The organism is Hydrogenophaga soli, from assembly GCF_054777695.1.
On sequence record NZ_BAAHAK010000002.1, the window covers coordinates 398,399 to 413,851 of the forward strand.

Annotated in this window: 18 protein-coding genes and 4 pseudogenes; 13 read left to right on the forward strand and 9 right to left on the reverse strand. The window is 61.0% G+C overall.

All coding sequences use genetic code 11. The features are described 5' to 3' along the window. Positions 1-332: 332 nt before the first annotated feature. The 3 genes from ACYVB7_RS04940 to ACYVB7_RS04950 are packed head-to-tail and all read right to left on the reverse strand — an operon-like array spanning position 333 to position 2,135. On the reverse strand, positions 333-1,598 hold the full coding sequence (locus ACYVB7_RS04940) for a nucleotidyltransferase domain-containing protein (RefSeq protein ID WP_460505483.1): 1,266 nt from the start codon (positions 1,596-1,598) through the stop codon (positions 333-335). Positions 1,599-1,636: 38 nt separating this feature from the next. Then, positions 1,637-1,954 (reverse strand): hypothetical protein, encoded by a 318-nt coding sequence (locus ACYVB7_RS04945; protein WP_460505484.1) that lies wholly within the window; start codon positions 1,952-1,954, stop codon positions 1,637-1,639. Positions 1,955-1,961: 7 nt separating this feature from the next. Next, positions 1,962-2,135, reverse strand: a complete 174-nt coding sequence (locus tag ACYVB7_RS04950; protein ID WP_460505485.1) for a hypothetical protein — start codon at positions 2,133-2,135, stop codon at positions 1,962-1,964. A 100-nt stretch (positions 2,136-2,235) separates the two neighbouring features. On the opposite strand from ACYVB7_RS04950, the gene ACYVB7_RS04955 reads away from it, so the two are divergent. The 7 genes and pseudogenes from ACYVB7_RS04955 (at position 2,236) to ACYVB7_RS04985 (ending at position 7,460) form a co-directional block, all read left to right on the forward strand. Beyond that, positions 2,236-3,180, forward strand: a complete 945-nt coding sequence (locus ACYVB7_RS04955; protein ID WP_460505486.1) for a WYL domain-containing protein — start codon at positions 2,236-2,238, stop codon at positions 3,178-3,180. A 199-nt stretch (positions 3,181-3,379) separates the two neighbouring features. Then, positions 3,380-3,496: pseudogene (locus ACYVB7_RS04960) on the forward strand (transposase); the annotation flags it as partial. A gap of 75 nt (positions 3,497-3,571) precedes the next feature. Beyond that, positions 3,572-3,817 (forward strand): annotated as a pseudogene (locus ACYVB7_RS04965) (DUF6444 domain-containing protein); the annotation flags it as partial. 2 nt (positions 3,818-3,819) lie between these two features. Then, positions 3,820-5,010, forward strand: a pseudogene (tnpC, locus tag ACYVB7_RS04970) (IS66 family transposase); the annotation flags it as partial. A gap of 15 nt (positions 5,011-5,025) precedes the next feature. Next, positions 5,026-5,722, forward strand: a pseudogene (locus ACYVB7_RS04975) (IS5 family transposase); the annotation flags it as partial. A 687-nt stretch (positions 5,723-6,409) separates the two neighbouring features. Next, complete coding sequence (locus ACYVB7_RS04980; protein ID WP_460505488.1) at positions 6,410-6,934, forward strand: hypothetical protein; 525 nt, start codon at positions 6,410-6,412, stop codon at positions 6,932-6,934. A gap of 343 nt (positions 6,935-7,277) precedes the next feature. After that, positions 7,278-7,460 (forward strand): hypothetical protein, encoded by a 183-nt coding sequence (locus ACYVB7_RS04985; protein WP_460505489.1) that lies wholly within the window; start codon positions 7,278-7,280, stop codon positions 7,458-7,460. 18 nt (positions 7,461-7,478) lie between these two features. Here the strand turns inward: ACYVB7_RS04985 and ACYVB7_RS04990 are convergent, their stop codons facing one another. Beyond that, complete coding sequence (locus ACYVB7_RS04990) at positions 7,479-7,778, reverse strand: antibiotic biosynthesis monooxygenase family protein (protein WP_460505490.1); 300 nt, start codon at positions 7,776-7,778, stop codon at positions 7,479-7,481. Between the two features lie 68 nt (positions 7,779-7,846). Between ACYVB7_RS04990 and ACYVB7_RS04995 the strand changes: the two genes are divergently transcribed. The 3 genes from ACYVB7_RS04995 to ccoG all read left to right on the forward strand — a co-directional run bounded on the left by ACYVB7_RS04995 (position 7,847) and on the right by ccoG (position 10,684). Next, entirely contained in the window at positions 7,847-8,401 is a 555-nt protein-coding gene (locus ACYVB7_RS04995) for a peroxiredoxin (protein WP_460505708.1), read from the forward strand. A 67-nt stretch (positions 8,402-8,468) separates the two neighbouring features. Continuing rightward, complete coding sequence (locus ACYVB7_RS05000) at positions 8,469-9,011, forward strand: hemerythrin domain-containing protein (RefSeq protein ID WP_460505491.1); 543 nt, start codon at positions 8,469-8,471, stop codon at positions 9,009-9,011. 230 nt (positions 9,012-9,241) lie between these two features. Next, positions 9,242-10,684, forward strand: coding sequence for a CcoG/RdxA/FixG family protein (ccoG, locus tag ACYVB7_RS05005; protein WP_460505492.1), 1,443 nt, complete (start codon positions 9,242-9,244; stop codon positions 10,682-10,684). Between the two features lie 69 nt (positions 10,685-10,753). Here ccoG and ACYVB7_RS05010 read toward each other — a convergent pair whose 3' ends face one another. Continuing rightward, positions 10,754-11,323 carry a CreA family protein gene (locus ACYVB7_RS05010; RefSeq protein ID WP_460505493.1) on the reverse strand — a complete coding sequence of 190 codons (570 nt, stop codon included), beginning with the start codon at positions 11,321-11,323 and terminating at the stop codon, positions 10,754-10,756. Between the two features lie 11 nt (positions 11,324-11,334). Beyond that, the gene (locus ACYVB7_RS05015) at positions 11,335-11,997 is read right to left on the reverse strand and encodes a MarC family protein (protein ID WP_460505494.1); all 663 of its coding nucleotides are present in this window, start codon (positions 11,995-11,997) and stop codon (positions 11,335-11,337) included. A gap of 115 nt (positions 11,998-12,112) precedes the next feature. On the opposite strand from ACYVB7_RS05015, the gene ACYVB7_RS05020 reads away from it, so the two are divergent. Beyond that, positions 12,113-12,793, forward strand: a complete 681-nt coding sequence (locus ACYVB7_RS05020; protein WP_460505495.1) for a hypothetical protein — start codon at positions 12,113-12,115, stop codon at positions 12,791-12,793. Between the two features lie 6 nt (positions 12,794-12,799). Here the strand turns inward: ACYVB7_RS05020 and ACYVB7_RS05025 are convergent, their stop codons facing one another. From ACYVB7_RS05025 to flgA, 3 genes are all read right to left on the reverse strand, one after another. After that, complete coding sequence (locus ACYVB7_RS05025; RefSeq protein ID WP_460505496.1) at positions 12,800-13,108, reverse strand: hypothetical protein; 309 nt, start codon at positions 13,106-13,108, stop codon at positions 12,800-12,802. Positions 13,109-13,197: 89 nt separating this feature from the next. Beyond that, a complete protein-coding gene (gene flgM / locus ACYVB7_RS05030) occupies positions 13,198-13,533 on the reverse strand; it encodes a flagellar biosynthesis anti-sigma factor FlgM (RefSeq protein WP_460505497.1) in 336 nt (111 codons plus the stop codon). Between the two features lie 141 nt (positions 13,534-13,674). Beyond that, positions 13,675-14,403 carry a flagella basal body P-ring formation protein FlgA gene (flgA, locus tag ACYVB7_RS05035; RefSeq protein ID WP_460505498.1) on the reverse strand — a complete coding sequence of 243 codons (729 nt, stop codon included), beginning with the start codon at positions 14,401-14,403 and terminating at the stop codon, positions 13,675-13,677. A 207-nt stretch (positions 14,404-14,610) separates the two neighbouring features. Here flgA and flgB point away from each other — a divergent pair, with 207 nt between their 5' ends. Continuing rightward, complete coding sequence (gene flgB, locus ACYVB7_RS05040; protein WP_460505499.1) at positions 14,611-15,015, forward strand: flagellar basal body rod protein FlgB; 405 nt, start codon at positions 14,611-14,613, stop codon at positions 15,013-15,015. Between the two features lie 23 nt (positions 15,016-15,038). Then, entirely contained in the window at positions 15,039-15,443 is a 405-nt protein-coding gene (gene flgC / locus ACYVB7_RS05045; protein ID WP_460505501.1) for a flagellar basal body rod protein FlgC, read from the forward strand. Positions 15,444-15,453: the final 10 nt, after the last annotated feature.

Below are 15,453 nucleotides of genomic sequence, written 5' to 3' on the forward strand. Positions count from 1 at the left end.
GGTATCGCTGAAGCGCATCTGGTGTACCCATTCGTGCGTCCTTGGGAGCCAAAGGCACAACTTGGTCCCCGGCCCTTCATGCGGATAGACATGTGGAAGCGTCCGACCTACCGCGAGCTCCTTTGGGTCCGGGTTCATCACCATCAACTCAGGAAAGTCGGTGGGGTAAACCTTTAAAAGACATTGATAAACCCTGGCCATTGGTGTCGGCGCCACTTTGAATCTGAATCGGAGCTCTCGGCCCTGGACAAACTCCAGCGTCGACTCTGGCCACCGCAGTGCTTTCAATTCCGCGTGGCGCAGGGCAAGTCTTGGAAGACGCGGCGACGGCCTCAATCGGCGGGCCCTCCGAAGTAGGTGTGGGCGCGCGCCAGGGTGACGACCGACGCCGCACCTGCAACCACAAAGCCGGACTGCTTCAACGCCCGGTGACTCTCACGTCGTTGTGCGCTACGCTCCAGAACAGCCTGTTTCGCTCGCGGGCCGAACGCGTTTTCCACTGCCTTCGATACGGTGTCAAGTCCCTGGTTGCCCTCAATGGCAACCAACAAGCCGTCGAGGTCGGCCATGAACTTCTGCTGCCATTGAGAAAACGCTTGCTGGCGTTTCGACTCGTTCATGGAGGCGGCAAGGTTGTCAGCCTGCGCACACGGGTTCATCAACATCCAGATTTCTTTGCCGGACTGGAGAACCTCCCGCTCAAACAGCTCCGGCAGGAGCTCCACGATGTCGAAGAACAAATCCAGAGGACCATCGTGCGGCTGCGGCGCCAAGATGGCGTACGCTTTCGCAAACAGGCTCGTCAGAAAGACCGACGTCGGTGCAATATCTGAACCTGCCTCCAGTTCTCCGAATGAAATGTTGCGGTGCACCTTCCCCAACTGGACGAACCTGCTCAGAAGACGGGCAAATACCTCATCCGCCTCGGGTAGCGGCACGAGATCAGCCTTGCGCTCCTGTGCAAAATTCGCAGTCAGGGCCTCAGAAAGCCGGAAAACTGGCGACACCTCTGCAGCCGCATCGAATCCCAGGCAGTATCCCTTCGGATTGGTCGAAAGATAGTTCTTGCGCTCGCGATCAGGGATCCGCCCGTGGTACTCGCCATGAGGAAGCCCATGCCGCGGGTCGTCAATGACCGGGGCAAAGTCGGCTCGCATGCCGCCCGAGTAGATGAGCGTCACGCACCGCTCCCATCGCTCGATGGCAAGTCCATGCCGCTCGGCATAGCGCTTCAATACGACATACAAGTGCTCGAGCAACAGCGCCGCACCGCCGGGGCCGCCATATCTGACGAGCGCGGCCTTGGACAATCGCACCACAAGGTCAATGTCGAAGCCCTCGCGGTTCGCTTCCATAGGCCGGACGATGGTTCCCATTTGGCGGGAACCCTGTGCGTGTACCTGTTCCACTAACCCTTCGAATTCAATGCAGTCGATGAGGTACTCGCCAGTCGCTTTATAGGCCCGCTCAAGCTCCTGAAGTTGTGTGGCCGTGGGCTCGAAGGCCCTCGCGATGGCTTCTGCCAGGTACGTAAAGCGAGCCGACGCTGAGGCAGTGACTTTGCGAATAGCGCGAGGGAAGTAGCCGGTTCGGTTCATGAGGAGGTCGGCGGTAGGGCTGTCGTTCAAAAAAGGCGTCAGTTGCTCAGGTAGCGCTCGTAGACGCGTCCTGTGCGAGACGCAATCAAGCCTGCAATTAGCAACAGCATCGCTACAGCAAAGCCATGCGCACTCTCCGGCATCCAGACGCTGAGGTAGCCGGGCAGCACATCTGACAGCGCGACCTCGGCTTGCATGCTGCCGCCCAGCCTTTTAACGGCCGATGCACCTGTGGTTGCTACCCGCCCTACGAGGCCAGCGATCGCGAGGAAACCGCCAGCACTCACCAGTCCTGCCCCAATCGTGACGAGGTACCTTGGCTTGGTGATGAAGTAATCGGTCAGACGTTCGAGCATGGTCGGCTCACTTCTTTTCGCGCCGGACGCCCTTGAAAGGCGTCTTGTCAGCCTTCACGTCCATGAAGCTCCCCGTCTGCGTATCACGCTTGACGTGGTGCCCCGAGGGCGTGACATTCTGGTTGCGCTCGCGCGCAGCGCCGATTCGGTACCCGTCGCCGGACGGATTGTTTTTTGCCATTGCGACCTCATGTTTCGATCGTGCTCAGTATATCTCATCAAATTGATGATAATGGTATATTTTTCTGGTCCTCTTATGTCGCGTCTTCTATGATGCGGGGATGGCAAAAAATCTTGACCGGCGAGCGCAGTTCCTCGCCGACTTAACCAAGACGCAGCGGGAACGGCTGTCGCATATTGACTTCAAGCTGTACTTTCTGGGCGAGCTCCGGCGAGCCGACGTTGTTGACCGCTTCGGCACTGGCCCTGCCGGCGCTACGCGGGACATTGCGCTCTACCGGGAAGTTGCACCTGAAAACCTCGAATTGGACAGTTCCGATAAGGTCTATCGGCCTACCCCTGCCTTCAAACCGCTGTTTGAGCACCACCCTCGTCGAGTCCTTACGGCCCTAACGCAGGGCTACGGAGAAGGGGTGGGGGAGCTCCTAGGCGATGAGGCGCAAGCCATGCTGAGGTGCGAGGTTCCGAACGCATTGAGCCTGCCGAAGATGTCGGTGCTGGCCCCCATCACTCGAGCTATCAACCGCGGCAAAGCTGTGCGCCTCGGCTACACGTCCATCGACAGCGGTCACACAGAACGCGAGCTGGTTCCTCTTGCGTTGGTAGACACAGGCATTCGCTGGCACGTCCGGGCCTTCGACCGGAGACACAAGCAGTTCCGCGACTTCGTTTTCACTCGAATGGACGAACCTGTAGTTATTGAGGACAGCTCCGTTCAGCGCGAAGAGACGGCTGAGTTCGATGTGCAATGGAGCCGCATCATTGAACTGGAGCTAGTACCCCACCCCGAGTATCCCCGCCCGGAAATCGTGAAAATGGATTACGAGTTCCCGGAGGATGGCGTGCTTCGAGTCCGCGTCAGAGCAGCCAACGCCGGGTACATGCTTCGTCGCTGGTCCGTGGACTGTTCGTCGGATCACCACCTGCGTGGTCTTGAGTACGCCCTATGGCTGCGCGACCCGCTCGCGCTCTACGGCGCAAGCAACGCACTGCTGGCTCCTGGATATCAGGCCCCACGCTCAGACCAAGAAGTCAAGGCACTCTGAACGTACTACCGGCAAATCTCTCAATCCATCGAACAGATGTCAGCATAGCGCAACCAAGTAGTGTCTCTTGTCTTTTGAAATGCAGTCCACCTCCGGGGCGTGCCAGGCATAAAGCTTGGGTTGCCCCTCAGGCGCTTTGCGCTGGCCGCTCTGGGTCCCGATGCGCACGGCCTTGTTCAGGGTCTGGCCAAGCACTTGCCAGTGGTTCAACCTCTCGGACCCTGCAATGGAAGAAACGCTGTACGACATGGCGCTGTTTCGAGAGTTCGTGGGGCTGGATGCTGGTGAGGACAGTCTGCCCGACGAAGTAACTGTTCACCCCCCCCAGCCCGGTGGACGGGATTTCAAAACTGATAGCATGGTCATCAACCAGAGCAAGCAGTAGAGACCCGTGCCCTCCGAACCACCAAAGCCCCCGCCGTCCGAGCTACCGCAGAGCGTGGATGCCTGCCATGAACTCATAGGCAAGCTCTGGGATTCGATGCTGGAGCAGCACCAGAGGCTGAGCCAGTTGGAAGAACGACTCAAGCTCAACTCCCGCAATTCCTCCAAGCCCCCTCCAGCGACGGCCCCGGCACACCACCCGCACCACGCCAGCGCCCCAGAAGCGGCAAGAAAGCCGGAGGACAACCAGGACACAAAGGCAGCCACCGCGCCATGCTGCCCCAGGACGAGGTGCACCAGGTGGTCGTGTGCGAAGTGGCCCCTCACTGTGGTTGTGGTGGAGCCATCCAGGCCGATGCAAGCCAGGACAGCGCCATGCACCACCAGGTGTTCGAGCTGCCGCAGATCCAGCCCATCGTCACCGACTACGTGAGGTTGCGTGGCGTGTGCACCGCCTGTGGACGCAAACACCATGCCCCCTTGCCGGTGGGTGTGCCCAGCGGGCAACTGGGCCCCAGGGCCTTGGCCTTGGTGGGCACGCTGGCCAGCCAATTCCACCTCACCCAGCGCAAAGTCCAGGCCGTGCTGGCGCACATCATGGGCATGCGTTTCAGCCTGGGGGCCATCTCACAAGCCCACGGACTGGTGGCCCAAGGGCTCCAGGCCCCCGTGCACCAACTCCAGGCCCAACTGCGGCATGTGCCTGTGTGCCATGCCGACGAAACCCGCCACCAAAGCCATGCCCACACCCTGTGGACCTGGGTTCAAGCCAGTGACTGGGGCGTGAAGTTCACCATCGATCCCTCACGCGGTCAAAGCACGGCCAAGGCCATTTTGGGTGAGCGGCCTGACTTCATCCTGGTCAGTGACCGCTACGCCGCCTACAACTACCTGCCATTGCAACAACGCCAGGTGTGCTGGGCGCATTTGCTGCGCGACTTCGAGCGCATGGCCGGGCGATCAGGCCAGGCAGGACAAATCGGCAAACGCCTGGGCACTTACGGGCATGTGCTGTTTCGCTGGCGGGGCCGGGACAAGCTCGATGGCAAGCACACCGCCTGGCTGCAAAAGCGCATGCACAGCCTGCTGACCTTGGGGGCTGGCCAAAGCGCATGCAGCAAAACGGCCAACACCTGCGCCAACCTCATCAAGGTGTGGGATGCCCTTTGGATGTTCACACGCAATGCCTTGGTGGAGCCGACCAACAATGCGGCCGAGCAAGCGCTCAGGCCATTGGTGCTCAAGCGAAAGATTTCGTATTGCACCCGATCAGGGCGGGGCATGCGGTTTTGGGAGACGGCCATGTCCACGGTGCAGACCTGTGCGATGCAGGGCCTCTCCAGCTTTGAGTACATGGGCCAATGCATGACGGCTTGGTTGCAGAGCGTCCACCCGCCTTCCTTGGTGCCTGAGCACGTCCATCTTCACCCTTCAGCTTGTTTCTGAGGCATCTCCGGGAGGGGGGTGAACAGTTACCCCGACGAAAGCACCATCCTTCGGTTCCGCCACCTGCTCGAAGCCCACAACCCTCGGCTTGCAGATCCTGGCCACCGTCAACGCCACGCTGGCCGCCAAGGGCCTGCTGCTCAAGAGCGGCACAGTGGTCGATGCCACCTTGATTGCGGCCCCGAGTTCCACCAAGAACAGCAGCGGTGAACGAGACCCCGAGATGCACCAGACCAAGAAGGGCAACCAGTGGCACTTCGGAATGAAAGCCCACATTGGCGTTGATGCGGACTCGGGCCTGGTGCACACGGTGGTGGGCACGGGGGCCAACGTCAACGACGTAACGCAGGCGCATGCACTGGTGCACGGAGAGGAAACGGATGTCTTTGCCGACGCGGGCTACCAGGGCGTGGACAAGCGAACAGAGACCCAAGGACTCGACGTCAACTGGTACGTGGCGATGCGACCGGGCAACCGTAAGGCGCTGGACAAGAGCTCGCCGAGGGGTGCGATCCTGGACCAGCTGGAGCAGGTCAAAGCACGCATCCGTGCCAAGGTTGAACATCCGTTCCGGGTGATCAAGCGCCAGTTCGGGCATGTGAAGGTGCGCTACCGGGGCCTGCTCAAGAACACGGCGCAGTTGCACACGCTGTTCGCGCTGTCCAACCTGTGGATGGTGCGGCACACGTTGCTGCAAGAGATGCGGGGATGAGTGCGTCCAAATGCGGCAAAGGGCCGCGAAATGGGGGGAAATCAGCCTTGAAACGGCCCTCGAGATGCTGAAATCTCCGCCATCTGACATCAAGTGCACCAACTCACGCCGCGGCGGGTGTTGTGCAGACCTTCCCTAGTGGTGGCTGATGCAGGAGGGAGGGCTCTCATGCCTGTTGAGATTGTGTTGCGTATTGACGCAGGCAAAGGTACGCATGGCAACATGAACATTTGTAATGTTGCCAAACAGTCAGTTCGGAACTACTTTGCTCCCTTGGTATGGGTATGGCGTGCGATCCATCGTCCTTGGAGCAAATCTTAGGTCAACGCTGAACAAGCTGTCGAAATTTGCCATGGGGCACTAAACGACTCAGTTGTTTGGATGTTTTGGCCTCTCGCGCCCCCATTTGGGCAGTTCGCGGGGCCTTCAGGCCCGATTCCCGCCCTTATCTACGCGCCGGATCTGCTGGTGGACATTCCCACGTGCAAGAACGCTCAGGCGTGGAAGTAACTCTGGGTGTTTACGACTTTAGTCGGCAAACCGCAAGAATCGATCGCCTGGAACCCGCATGGATGCTGGGCCTGTGTTTACAACTTTAATTACCCAGAATAGTGGTGCAACCCCGCTTCGTGAACCTCGGTGTGCAGGGGGTGGGTGTGTCCCATGCTGGCGCAAAGAGGAACACGAATGCCCGCGCTGATGCCCTGCACCCCACCCGCAGCGCCGCCCGATGGCGGCGTTGACGCCACAACCACGGCATCACGGGGCCGAAAGACCGACGATCACGCACACCCGTCGTTGCCTGCGTCGCAGGCGTCAGAGCGTTTGCCGCCCCTGAAACGTTCGCCTGGGCACCGACCCGGGGCGGTGGCGCCCCGCCAGCCGCTGAACACACTGTCGTTGTCCCGCAAAACTGCGGGTGCACCTGCCGCGGGGGTACCGCACCCGGACGCGGCGCAGCACGCGGACACCCATGAATCGCCGCAGACGCAGTCGCATGCCTTGTCTGCCGTGTTGACGGTCAACCACACGCTGGACCTGGACCTGAACGAGCGCCCCGACACCTTGGCGCTGCCGTCGTTTCCGGTGCTGACGGGTGACCTGCGCCGACCCGATGCCCGGGTACAGGCCGAACAGACCGCTGCGGCGCAACTGCGTCGGCCACAGACTGGGCCTGACGCCCACCCCAACGGCGGCCAGGGCTTGTCATGAGGACTGTAAATTCATACACTGTTTGTAACAACAGCCTTTGATGGAGTTCACCATGCGCTTGCACGACCAATATCGCCAGACCTACCGTCCCGGCCAGGTGCTGACGCTGCCGCACTGGATTCGGCGCATCTGGGGTTGGCTGTAGGTTTTCAACTTATCCCAGGCATTCGGGACCAACTCTGTGGATAAGTTGGGGACAGGGTGAGGATGGATGTGCCGGACCCGCGTCCCGCTTGAGGTGCAAACAGTTTGCCTGTTTTTTGGGCGGTGTCGGCAGGGCGTTTCGACACCGACGCCCCTGCGGTGGATACTGTGCGGATCTCACTGCCTGTCGAGTCCGTCCATGGAACCCAAGTCCCCGCCCCCTTCGCCCGCGCCGACTCAACCGGCAGGCTCAAGCCAACTGGCTGCGCTGGCTGAATTCAAGGCCCAACTGGCCCGCATGTCGCCTGAGCAACGGCAAAAGGCTTTTGCGGCTTTGGCCCAGGTGGTCAAGTCCAACATGAAGGTGGACGACCCTCGCTGAGCGCTGCGCGGCCAGGCCTCAGCTTTGGTCGCTCAGGTGGAAGTGCTCCACATGCGGGGCCTTGGCAAAGTACGGGCCGATGATGCCGCGCCACTCGGCAAAGGCGGGGGACTCCCTGAAGCCGATGTTGTGGTCTTCCAGGGTGGCCCACTTCACCACCAGCACAAAGCGGCCCGGGTTCTCATGCCCGGCCAGGATTTGGTGGCCCAGAAACCCCTTGGATTGAGACAGCACGGTTTTGACGCCGTGGGCAATGGCCGTTTTGAAGGCGTCGTGCTGTTCGGGGTGGATGCTGATGTCGGCAACTTCAATGATCATGGTGGCGTGCTCAATCAAGGTTCGGTGGGATGATGGAACTTTTGCAGGAGATTAACCGCATGAACACAATGGACTGGTTCAAACGGGTGTTGGCGTGTGTGTTGGCCGCAGGTTTTGCCCTGCCGTCGCAGGCCGCGCTGAAGGTGGGTGCAGACGCCCCGGACTTCAGCACCGAAGCCGCGCTGGCAGGCCAGGCCATGCCGTTTTCGCTGGCCCAGACCCTGAAGAAGGGGCCCGTGGTGCTGTACTTCTACCCCAAGGCCTTCACCTCGGGCTGCACGATCGAGGCGCACAACTTTGCCGAAGCCACAGACCGATTTGCGGCCCTGGGCGCCACGGTGGTGGGGGTGTCCAACGACACCATCGACACCCTCAAGAAATTCTCGGTCGAGGCGTGCCGCAACAAGTTCATGGTGGCCGCGGACGAAGGCGCTCGCATCGTCAAGTTGTACGACGCAGGCTTGTTCATCATGCCGAACACGGCCGATCGCATCTCCTACGTGATCAGTCCGCAGGGAAAAATCGTTTACGTGTACAGCAGCCTCAGCCCGGACCGTCACGTGGAAAACACCCTTCAAGCGGTGGAGCAGTGGCGCAGGCTTGATGTGAATCAAGGCCATTGACGGCGGCGGGAACGGAGACTTTGGGGGTGCATGAATTGCGATTTTTCAACCCTCTGTCAGCCCTACCATGAACAACATCACCCACTCAGCCGCCGACCAGACCCCTTTGAATGACTTCTCCAACTGCCATGCGGGCATCCTGAGCAAGTTGTCTGTGCTTCACGAGCTGCCTGCCTGGGTGGAAGCGGCCGCCAAAGCCCGGGTCGCAGCGCAGGAGATGTTGGGGTTTTTCGAGTTGGTGATGTATGAGCATCATGAAGAGGAAGAGCGGGCCCTCTTCCCGGCGGTGGAAGCGGCCGCCGCTGCCGGAGACGAACGCGCACGGATGGTTGAGTTGGCGCAAACCCTCACCCACGAGCACCGCGAGCTGGAGGCCCTGTGGCAGCAGGTTCAGCCCGCGCTCAAACGGGTGGCCAAGGGGCAGGAGGTGGAACTGCCCGCCGAGGCGTTGGCCCAATTGGTGTCTCGTTACCAAGCGCATGCCCGCGGTGAAGAGTCCAGCTATTTGCCTCTGGCCCACGCCATCCTGAGCCGGGAGGGGGCTCACATGGATGCCCTGGGGCTGGCGCTGCACATCCGTCATCGCCCCCCGGTGGTGGGCTACGTCTGAAAACGGCTCTGGCAGTCAAACTGCCATTGTTGTCAGTCTGGCGTGGGCCAGAGGGGGTAAACAGCTGCATGGGATGGCACTTCTGTCCTGACCTCCGACGGGTTTTAAGGCTTCAAGTGCCGTTGTTCGCCGAAAATACCGTGCATTCGCCCCTTCCTTGATCTGATCGACCGTGTCTGGCACGGAAATTGGAAAGAATCGGGCCACTTCCCCTTTTGACAGACCCCACCATGACCCAAGTTCCCCCGTCTCCGACGTCAGGCAGTGAGCAGCCTGACGACCAGAAGGAAGTTCTGATTTCCCTTTACCAGTCCAGTCAGGCCATTTATGCCAAGGCCGTGCATGGCTTGTTTTCGAAATGGCGTTGGGCCTTGGTCTGGCTGACGCAGATCGTGTACTACGGCTTGCCCTGGCTGGACTGGAACAGTCGGCAGGCGGTGCTGTTCGACCTGGAGGCGCGTCGCTTCTACATCTTTGGGTTGGTGCTGTATCCGCAGGACTTCATCTACCTGACGGGCTTGCTGGTCATTTCTGCCTTGGCGTTGTTCCTGTTCACCGCGGTGGCCGGGCGGCTGTGGTGTGGCTACGCCTGCCCGCAGACGGTGTACACCGAAATTTTCATGTGGATTGAGCACAAGGTGGAGGGTGATCGCGCAGCACGAATTCGTCTGGACAAAAGCGATCTTTCCGTGGGCAAATTCGGGCGCAAAACGGCCAAGCACGCGTTGTGGGTGCTGTTCGCCCTGTGGACGGGCTTCACTTTTGTGGGCTACTTCACCCCCATCCGCCAGTTGGCAGAGCTGACGTTGGCCGCCAGCCTGGGGCCGTGGCAGACCTTCTGGGTGTTCTTCTACGGCTTTGCAACCTACGGCAACGCGGGTTTCATGCGCGAACAGGTTTGCAAGTACATGTGCCCGTACGCACGCTTCCAGAGCGCGATGTTCGACAAGGACACCATGATCGTCACCTACGACACCAAGCGCGGTGAGCCGCGCGGTGTGCGCAAGAAGGGGGCCGACTCTGCGGCCTTGGGTCTGGGGGCTTGTGTGGACTGCAATGCGTGTGTTCAGGTCTGCCCGACGGGCATCGACATTCGCAAGGGCCTGCAGTACGAGTGCATTGGCTGCGGTGCTTGCATCGACGCCTGCGACGAAGTCATGGACAAGGTGGGGTATGCCCGTGGTTTGGTGAAGTATTCCACCCAGAACGGCATGAACAACGGGTGGAACACGGCCCAGATGATCCGCCGGGCCTTCAGGCCACGGGTGCTGGTGTACACCAGCATTCTGGCGGGCATCTGCGTGGCGCTGGGCATCAGCCTCTACCTGCGCGTGCCGCTCAAGGTCGATGTGATCCGTGACCGCGGGGCTCTGGCGCGCATCGTGGACCAGGGCTATGTCGAGAACATCTACCGTTTGCAGGTGATGAATGCGACCGAAAGCACGCAGCGCTACAGCATTTCGGTGGAAGGCTTGCCGGGGCTGCGAATGGGGTCAGACGCCGAGACTCAGGTGGAGGTTCTGCCCACCGAAGTGCGCGCCGTGGCCGTGCGTGTGCAGGTTCCTCCGGGGACCGAGCAGCCGGGCACCTATCCCATCCATTTTGAAGTGAAGAGCACCGGGGACGATCCGCACGGCGTCCGTGAAAAGGCGGTGTTCATGGTGCCGCGTTGATGGCGGCGGAGGTCTGACGGTGGTCAGGCTTCAATCCCCCGGTCGGTGAACCCACTGACCGGGGGATTTTCATTTCAGGGGAATGACGATGGAGGCGTCCAACGGCACCGCGGTGACGCTGTTCTGAGGTGAACCTTCAATGAGGCGGTCAGAATAGGTCAGGTACACCAGGGTGTTGCGCCGTGGGTCCACCATGCGAACCACGGTGAGCTTCTTGAACACCAGTGAAATGCGCTCGCTGAAGACATCTTCTTGCACCTTGAGCGGCTTGCCGGTGAACGAGATGGGGCCCACCTGGCGGCAGGCGATGGAGGCTTCGGCCTTGTCTTCGGCCAGGCCGAAGGTGCCCGCCAGTCCGCCAGTCTTGGCCCGCGAGACGTAACAGGTGACGCCGTTGACCTTGGGGTCGTCATAGGCGTCGACCACGATCTTGTGGTTGGCGCCGACAAATTTGAACACGGTGGTGACTTCTCCCACCTGCTCCGCCAAACCGGGGACCGCCGCGACCAAGCAGGCCAGCGTCACGACCAAGCGTTTTGTCCAATGTCGTTTGATGGGGGCTGATGCGGGAAACAAGGCCGAGTGGGTGAACGAACGCACGGCGTTTTGCCGGATGGGCATTGGGGGCGCAGCGTGCATGTGGAGCCTCGTCAGTTGGTGGTCAGTGCGTTCAGCTCGGTCCAGCCCGTCCACATGATTTCAATGCCGATGCACAGCAGCACAAATGCCGACAGGCGCATCATCACCAGGGTGCCGATTTCGCCAAAGTGCGCCAGCAGGCGGGCCGAGTTTCTGTAGACCAGGTAAATCACACCGGCGGTGATGGCGGCTCCCAGCAGCGCCACGAACGCCCCCACCACATACAAAGCGGGTGTGCTGGGCAGTTTCGCCCCCAGCGCAATGGCGGCGGCAATGGAACCCGGTCCGGTGGTCAGGGGAAAGGTGATGGGAAAGAAACTCCGGCGAACAATGTCGACCTCGGTCAGCCCGACTTCAGTCTGGTGGGCCACGGCAGCCCTCACATCGTCACTGTCCTGGTGGTTCAACATCCGCCAGCCGGTGGTGGCCACCAGCAGCCCACCCCCCAGTCGGACGATGGGCAACGAGATGCCAAACAGGTCCAGGACATAGGTGCCCACCAGCATGGACACCACCAGCACCACAAAGCAGTTGATGGCCACTTGCCGGGCCAGCGGCTTGATCACCGCGGCATGCCCACCGGTGGTGGTCATGAACACGGGCGCCCCGCTCAGGGGGTTGATGATGGGCAGCAACGTCAAGGGCACGATGGCCAGGGCTTTGACGAAAGGCAAAAGAGGTTCCACCAGGGCAATGTTTCCAGTTGAGGGTTCGGGGCAGGGGGGCTGGGCATCTTACACTCGCATGACGGCGGTGTGCCGGTGATGTGTGTGATCGGAGGGGGCGCGAATGTCTCAAGTGAATTGGCTGAAGCGGTTGCTGGGGGTGAAGTCGTCAAGCGCACCGGTCGTGGCACAGGAGCCACCGCCCGGACAAAAACTCATGACCCTGGAAGAGCGCATGATCTTCCGTCGGGAAATGGTGTTCGAGTCCATCCGGGAGGTGTTGGCCAGCCATGGTGTGCCGCCGCTGGCGTATCGCCTCAACGTGGCCCGCCTGGATGAACGCGGGCATCGTTATGCGGTCATGGTGGATTTGTTGGCGCCGTCTGCAGGTCGGGTGTTGGAGGCCTCAGGGGAGTGGAATGCCATGGAGGCCCAGATCACCCATGCTGCGGCCACCCGCTACCGCGTGAAAGTGACCAATGTGTATTGGCGCATTGAGCGGCAGAGCTTGGATGCGCCAGCTCCAGCGGTTCCGGTGCCGGTGGCGGATCGTCGACGGCCGACCGGTCCCAAACCCGCCGTTCCGCCCAGCTGGGACGGACCTGTGCCCACCCGGCGTGCCACCGACGGTGGCAAGGATGGGTTCCCGGACACCGTGCTGGAGGATCGTCGCCTCTCTGTGGAGCCCATCGGGGCAGACGAACTTGCCGCGTTTGCTCAGGCCATGCGCCAAAGCAAAGGGGACCAGCAGCCCGTGCAGGTGGGTTCACGGACCTATCAGACGGATTTCCTGCCGTTGGAGTGATCGGACTCAGGCTTGGTAGGACTTGAGGTGGGTGAATCGGTTGGGAGAGCCGAAGGCCGATTTGCCACCATAGGCGCTGGGCAACTGCTCCGGCAGCAACACCGACAGCTGTCGGCCATTGGCGGCGGACAGCTGTGCAAGACTTTGGCGAAGCAACGATAAGCGGCTGGCCAGTGACTCGGCCTCGGCCCCTGTCATGGCGCGGGTGATGGTGGTTTTTGACTGCGGGCTCAACTCGGCCGACAGCCCTTGCATCAGGGCTTTGCAGGCGTGCTCAACCTGATCGGCATCTTGCTGCAGAAGCGCGGCCTGCACGCCATCCAGCAGGCCTGAGAGGGTTTGAAAAAGCGCGCTGGGTGGTGTTGCGGACGTTGGCATTCCCTGAGGATACCGTGGTGACGCCATCAACGGCGAGCGGCGGTGAGCATTTCCTTGGCGTTGGACAGCAGCTTGTCGGCAATGGCTTCGGCATTGACCTTGAAGCTGCCACTCTGGATGGCAGAGCGCATGGCTTCCACCTTGCCGGTGTCCACCACTTCACTGGTTCCGGGGGCGGACAAAGACTGCGTTTGTGCAGACAACGTGACCGTGACCCCCGTTGCGGTGGATGAGGCACTGTTGCTGCGGGACGTGGAACGACCTGCGCCCGTTGCACCACTGGGTGCAGGACGTTCCGCAGGCTTGGTTGCACCCGCTGGGGGTGTACCAGTCTGAATTTCGGACATCAGGTCAAGTTTCATGGCACTCTCCAAGCCCTCGTCAGGGCGGTTTGGAAAGACTATCGGCGGGATTTCGCCAAACTTTAACCCCGATCGCTCAAAAAAAAGCAGAAACCCAGCCTATTTGTGGTCCGGTTCATACATGGCATGAACCGGATGCTATCAAATATTTACTTCAACACTGCCCTCGGGGCGCACTTTGCCGGTCAGCACCTTGCCATTTTCAAGCTTGACCCGGGCGACCTGCCCCACATAACCGGTGGTCATGGCTTGACCACTGGCCGTCAACTGGAAGCCAGGGCCCGTCGCCACAATTTTGACTTGGCTGCCCGCCCCGAACGCTTGGGGGGCGCGGACGCTGTTTTCCCTGAGGGGTTGGCCGGGTGTCAAGGTGTAGGCCGCCAGCATGCCCTGCCATTGTTCCAGCTGAGGCAACACGGCAGACCGATGGTCCGCCCAGTCGACTTCAGCCACCTGTTCCACGTCGGCCAGGGTGACGGGGGTGTTGGCTGGAACTGTCCGTTTGACCACCCACGCCGGGCCCCAGGCCTTGACGGTGATGGGCAGGAACACATTCCAGGCCACAGGGCCCTCGACGCATTTGAGGCCGATGCGGCTGCGTCCCCAGAGTTGCGTGCCTCTGGGGAGGTAGGGCTCCACCCGGGCACACGGTGCGAGTTGGAGGCGGGGGTCCAAGGTGCCCATCACCACTTCGGGACGGAGCGTGATGCCTCCCTGGCTGGTTGGGGCGCTGGCCATGGCCTGATCGACCCATTCGCGCGCGAAGTGGTCCAGCGATTGGCTGTGCGAGGTGAACGGCAGCAGCAGGCCAGCGATGGCCAGTGCACGGCACACGGTGCCTGGCTTGATGGAGGGGGGGTGTGCGGTCATGGGGCCTCCAAGCGGGTGTATCGCGTTCACGGTGTTTGGACTGTAGGTTTTCCGGTGTGGTTTGGGGGGTGGAAAAGGGGGGGGATTGGGTGCCTTATCCGTGGATCGCTGACCCTCAAGATTTCCATAATCGATTCACCAGCCAGTTTCAAGGTGTCTCTGGCGGGTGTGATGGACAGGCACCTCAACCCTTGCACGGAGCACGCCATGCTGGAGCAAATGACAGGTCGGTTGGACACGTTGTCCAATTCCTTGCAGCTGCGCGCAGCACGCCAGCAGGTGTTGGCCAGCAACATTGCCAACGTGGACACGCCCGGTTACGTGGCGCGGGACATTGATTTCAATGCGGCGTTGCGCAATGCGCTGTCGGGGGCGACGGCTCCCAAGATGTCGCAGACCGCCACAGGGCACCTGACATTGACCAGCACATCGGGGTTGATCGGCAGCCCGATGGCCTACACGGTGCAGACCCAGCCCAGCCTGGACGGCAACAGTGTGGATCTGGATCAGCAGCGGGCCAACTTTGCCGACAACGCCATCCGCTACGAATCGACGTTGCGGTTCATCAACAGCCACGTCAAAACCATGTTGAGTGCCATCACGGGGCAGTGACCGCACGTTTGCAGGAGTTTCACATGTCCATGTTCAACATTTTCGGGGTGTCAGGCAGTGCCATCAGCGCACAGGCCCAGCGACTCAACGTGGTGGCCAGCAACCTGGCCAACGCCGATGCGGTGGCCGGTCCGGACGGCAAGGCGTACAAGTCCCGTCAGGTGCTGTTCCAAAGTCTGCCCGGCAACGACCCGGGCACCGCGGGGGTGAAGGTGAAAACCATCAACGAAAGCGACGCCCCGTTTCGCAAGGTGCACGACCCCTACCACCCCAGTGCCGATGCGGAAGGGTATGTGACGCACTCCAACGTGAACCCGGTGGAGGAGATGGTCAACATGATTTCGGCATCGCGCTCTTACCAGAACAACGTGGAAGTGATGAACACCGCCAAGAGCCTGATGCTCAAGACCCTGCAAATGGGCCAGTGAAAGGAATAAG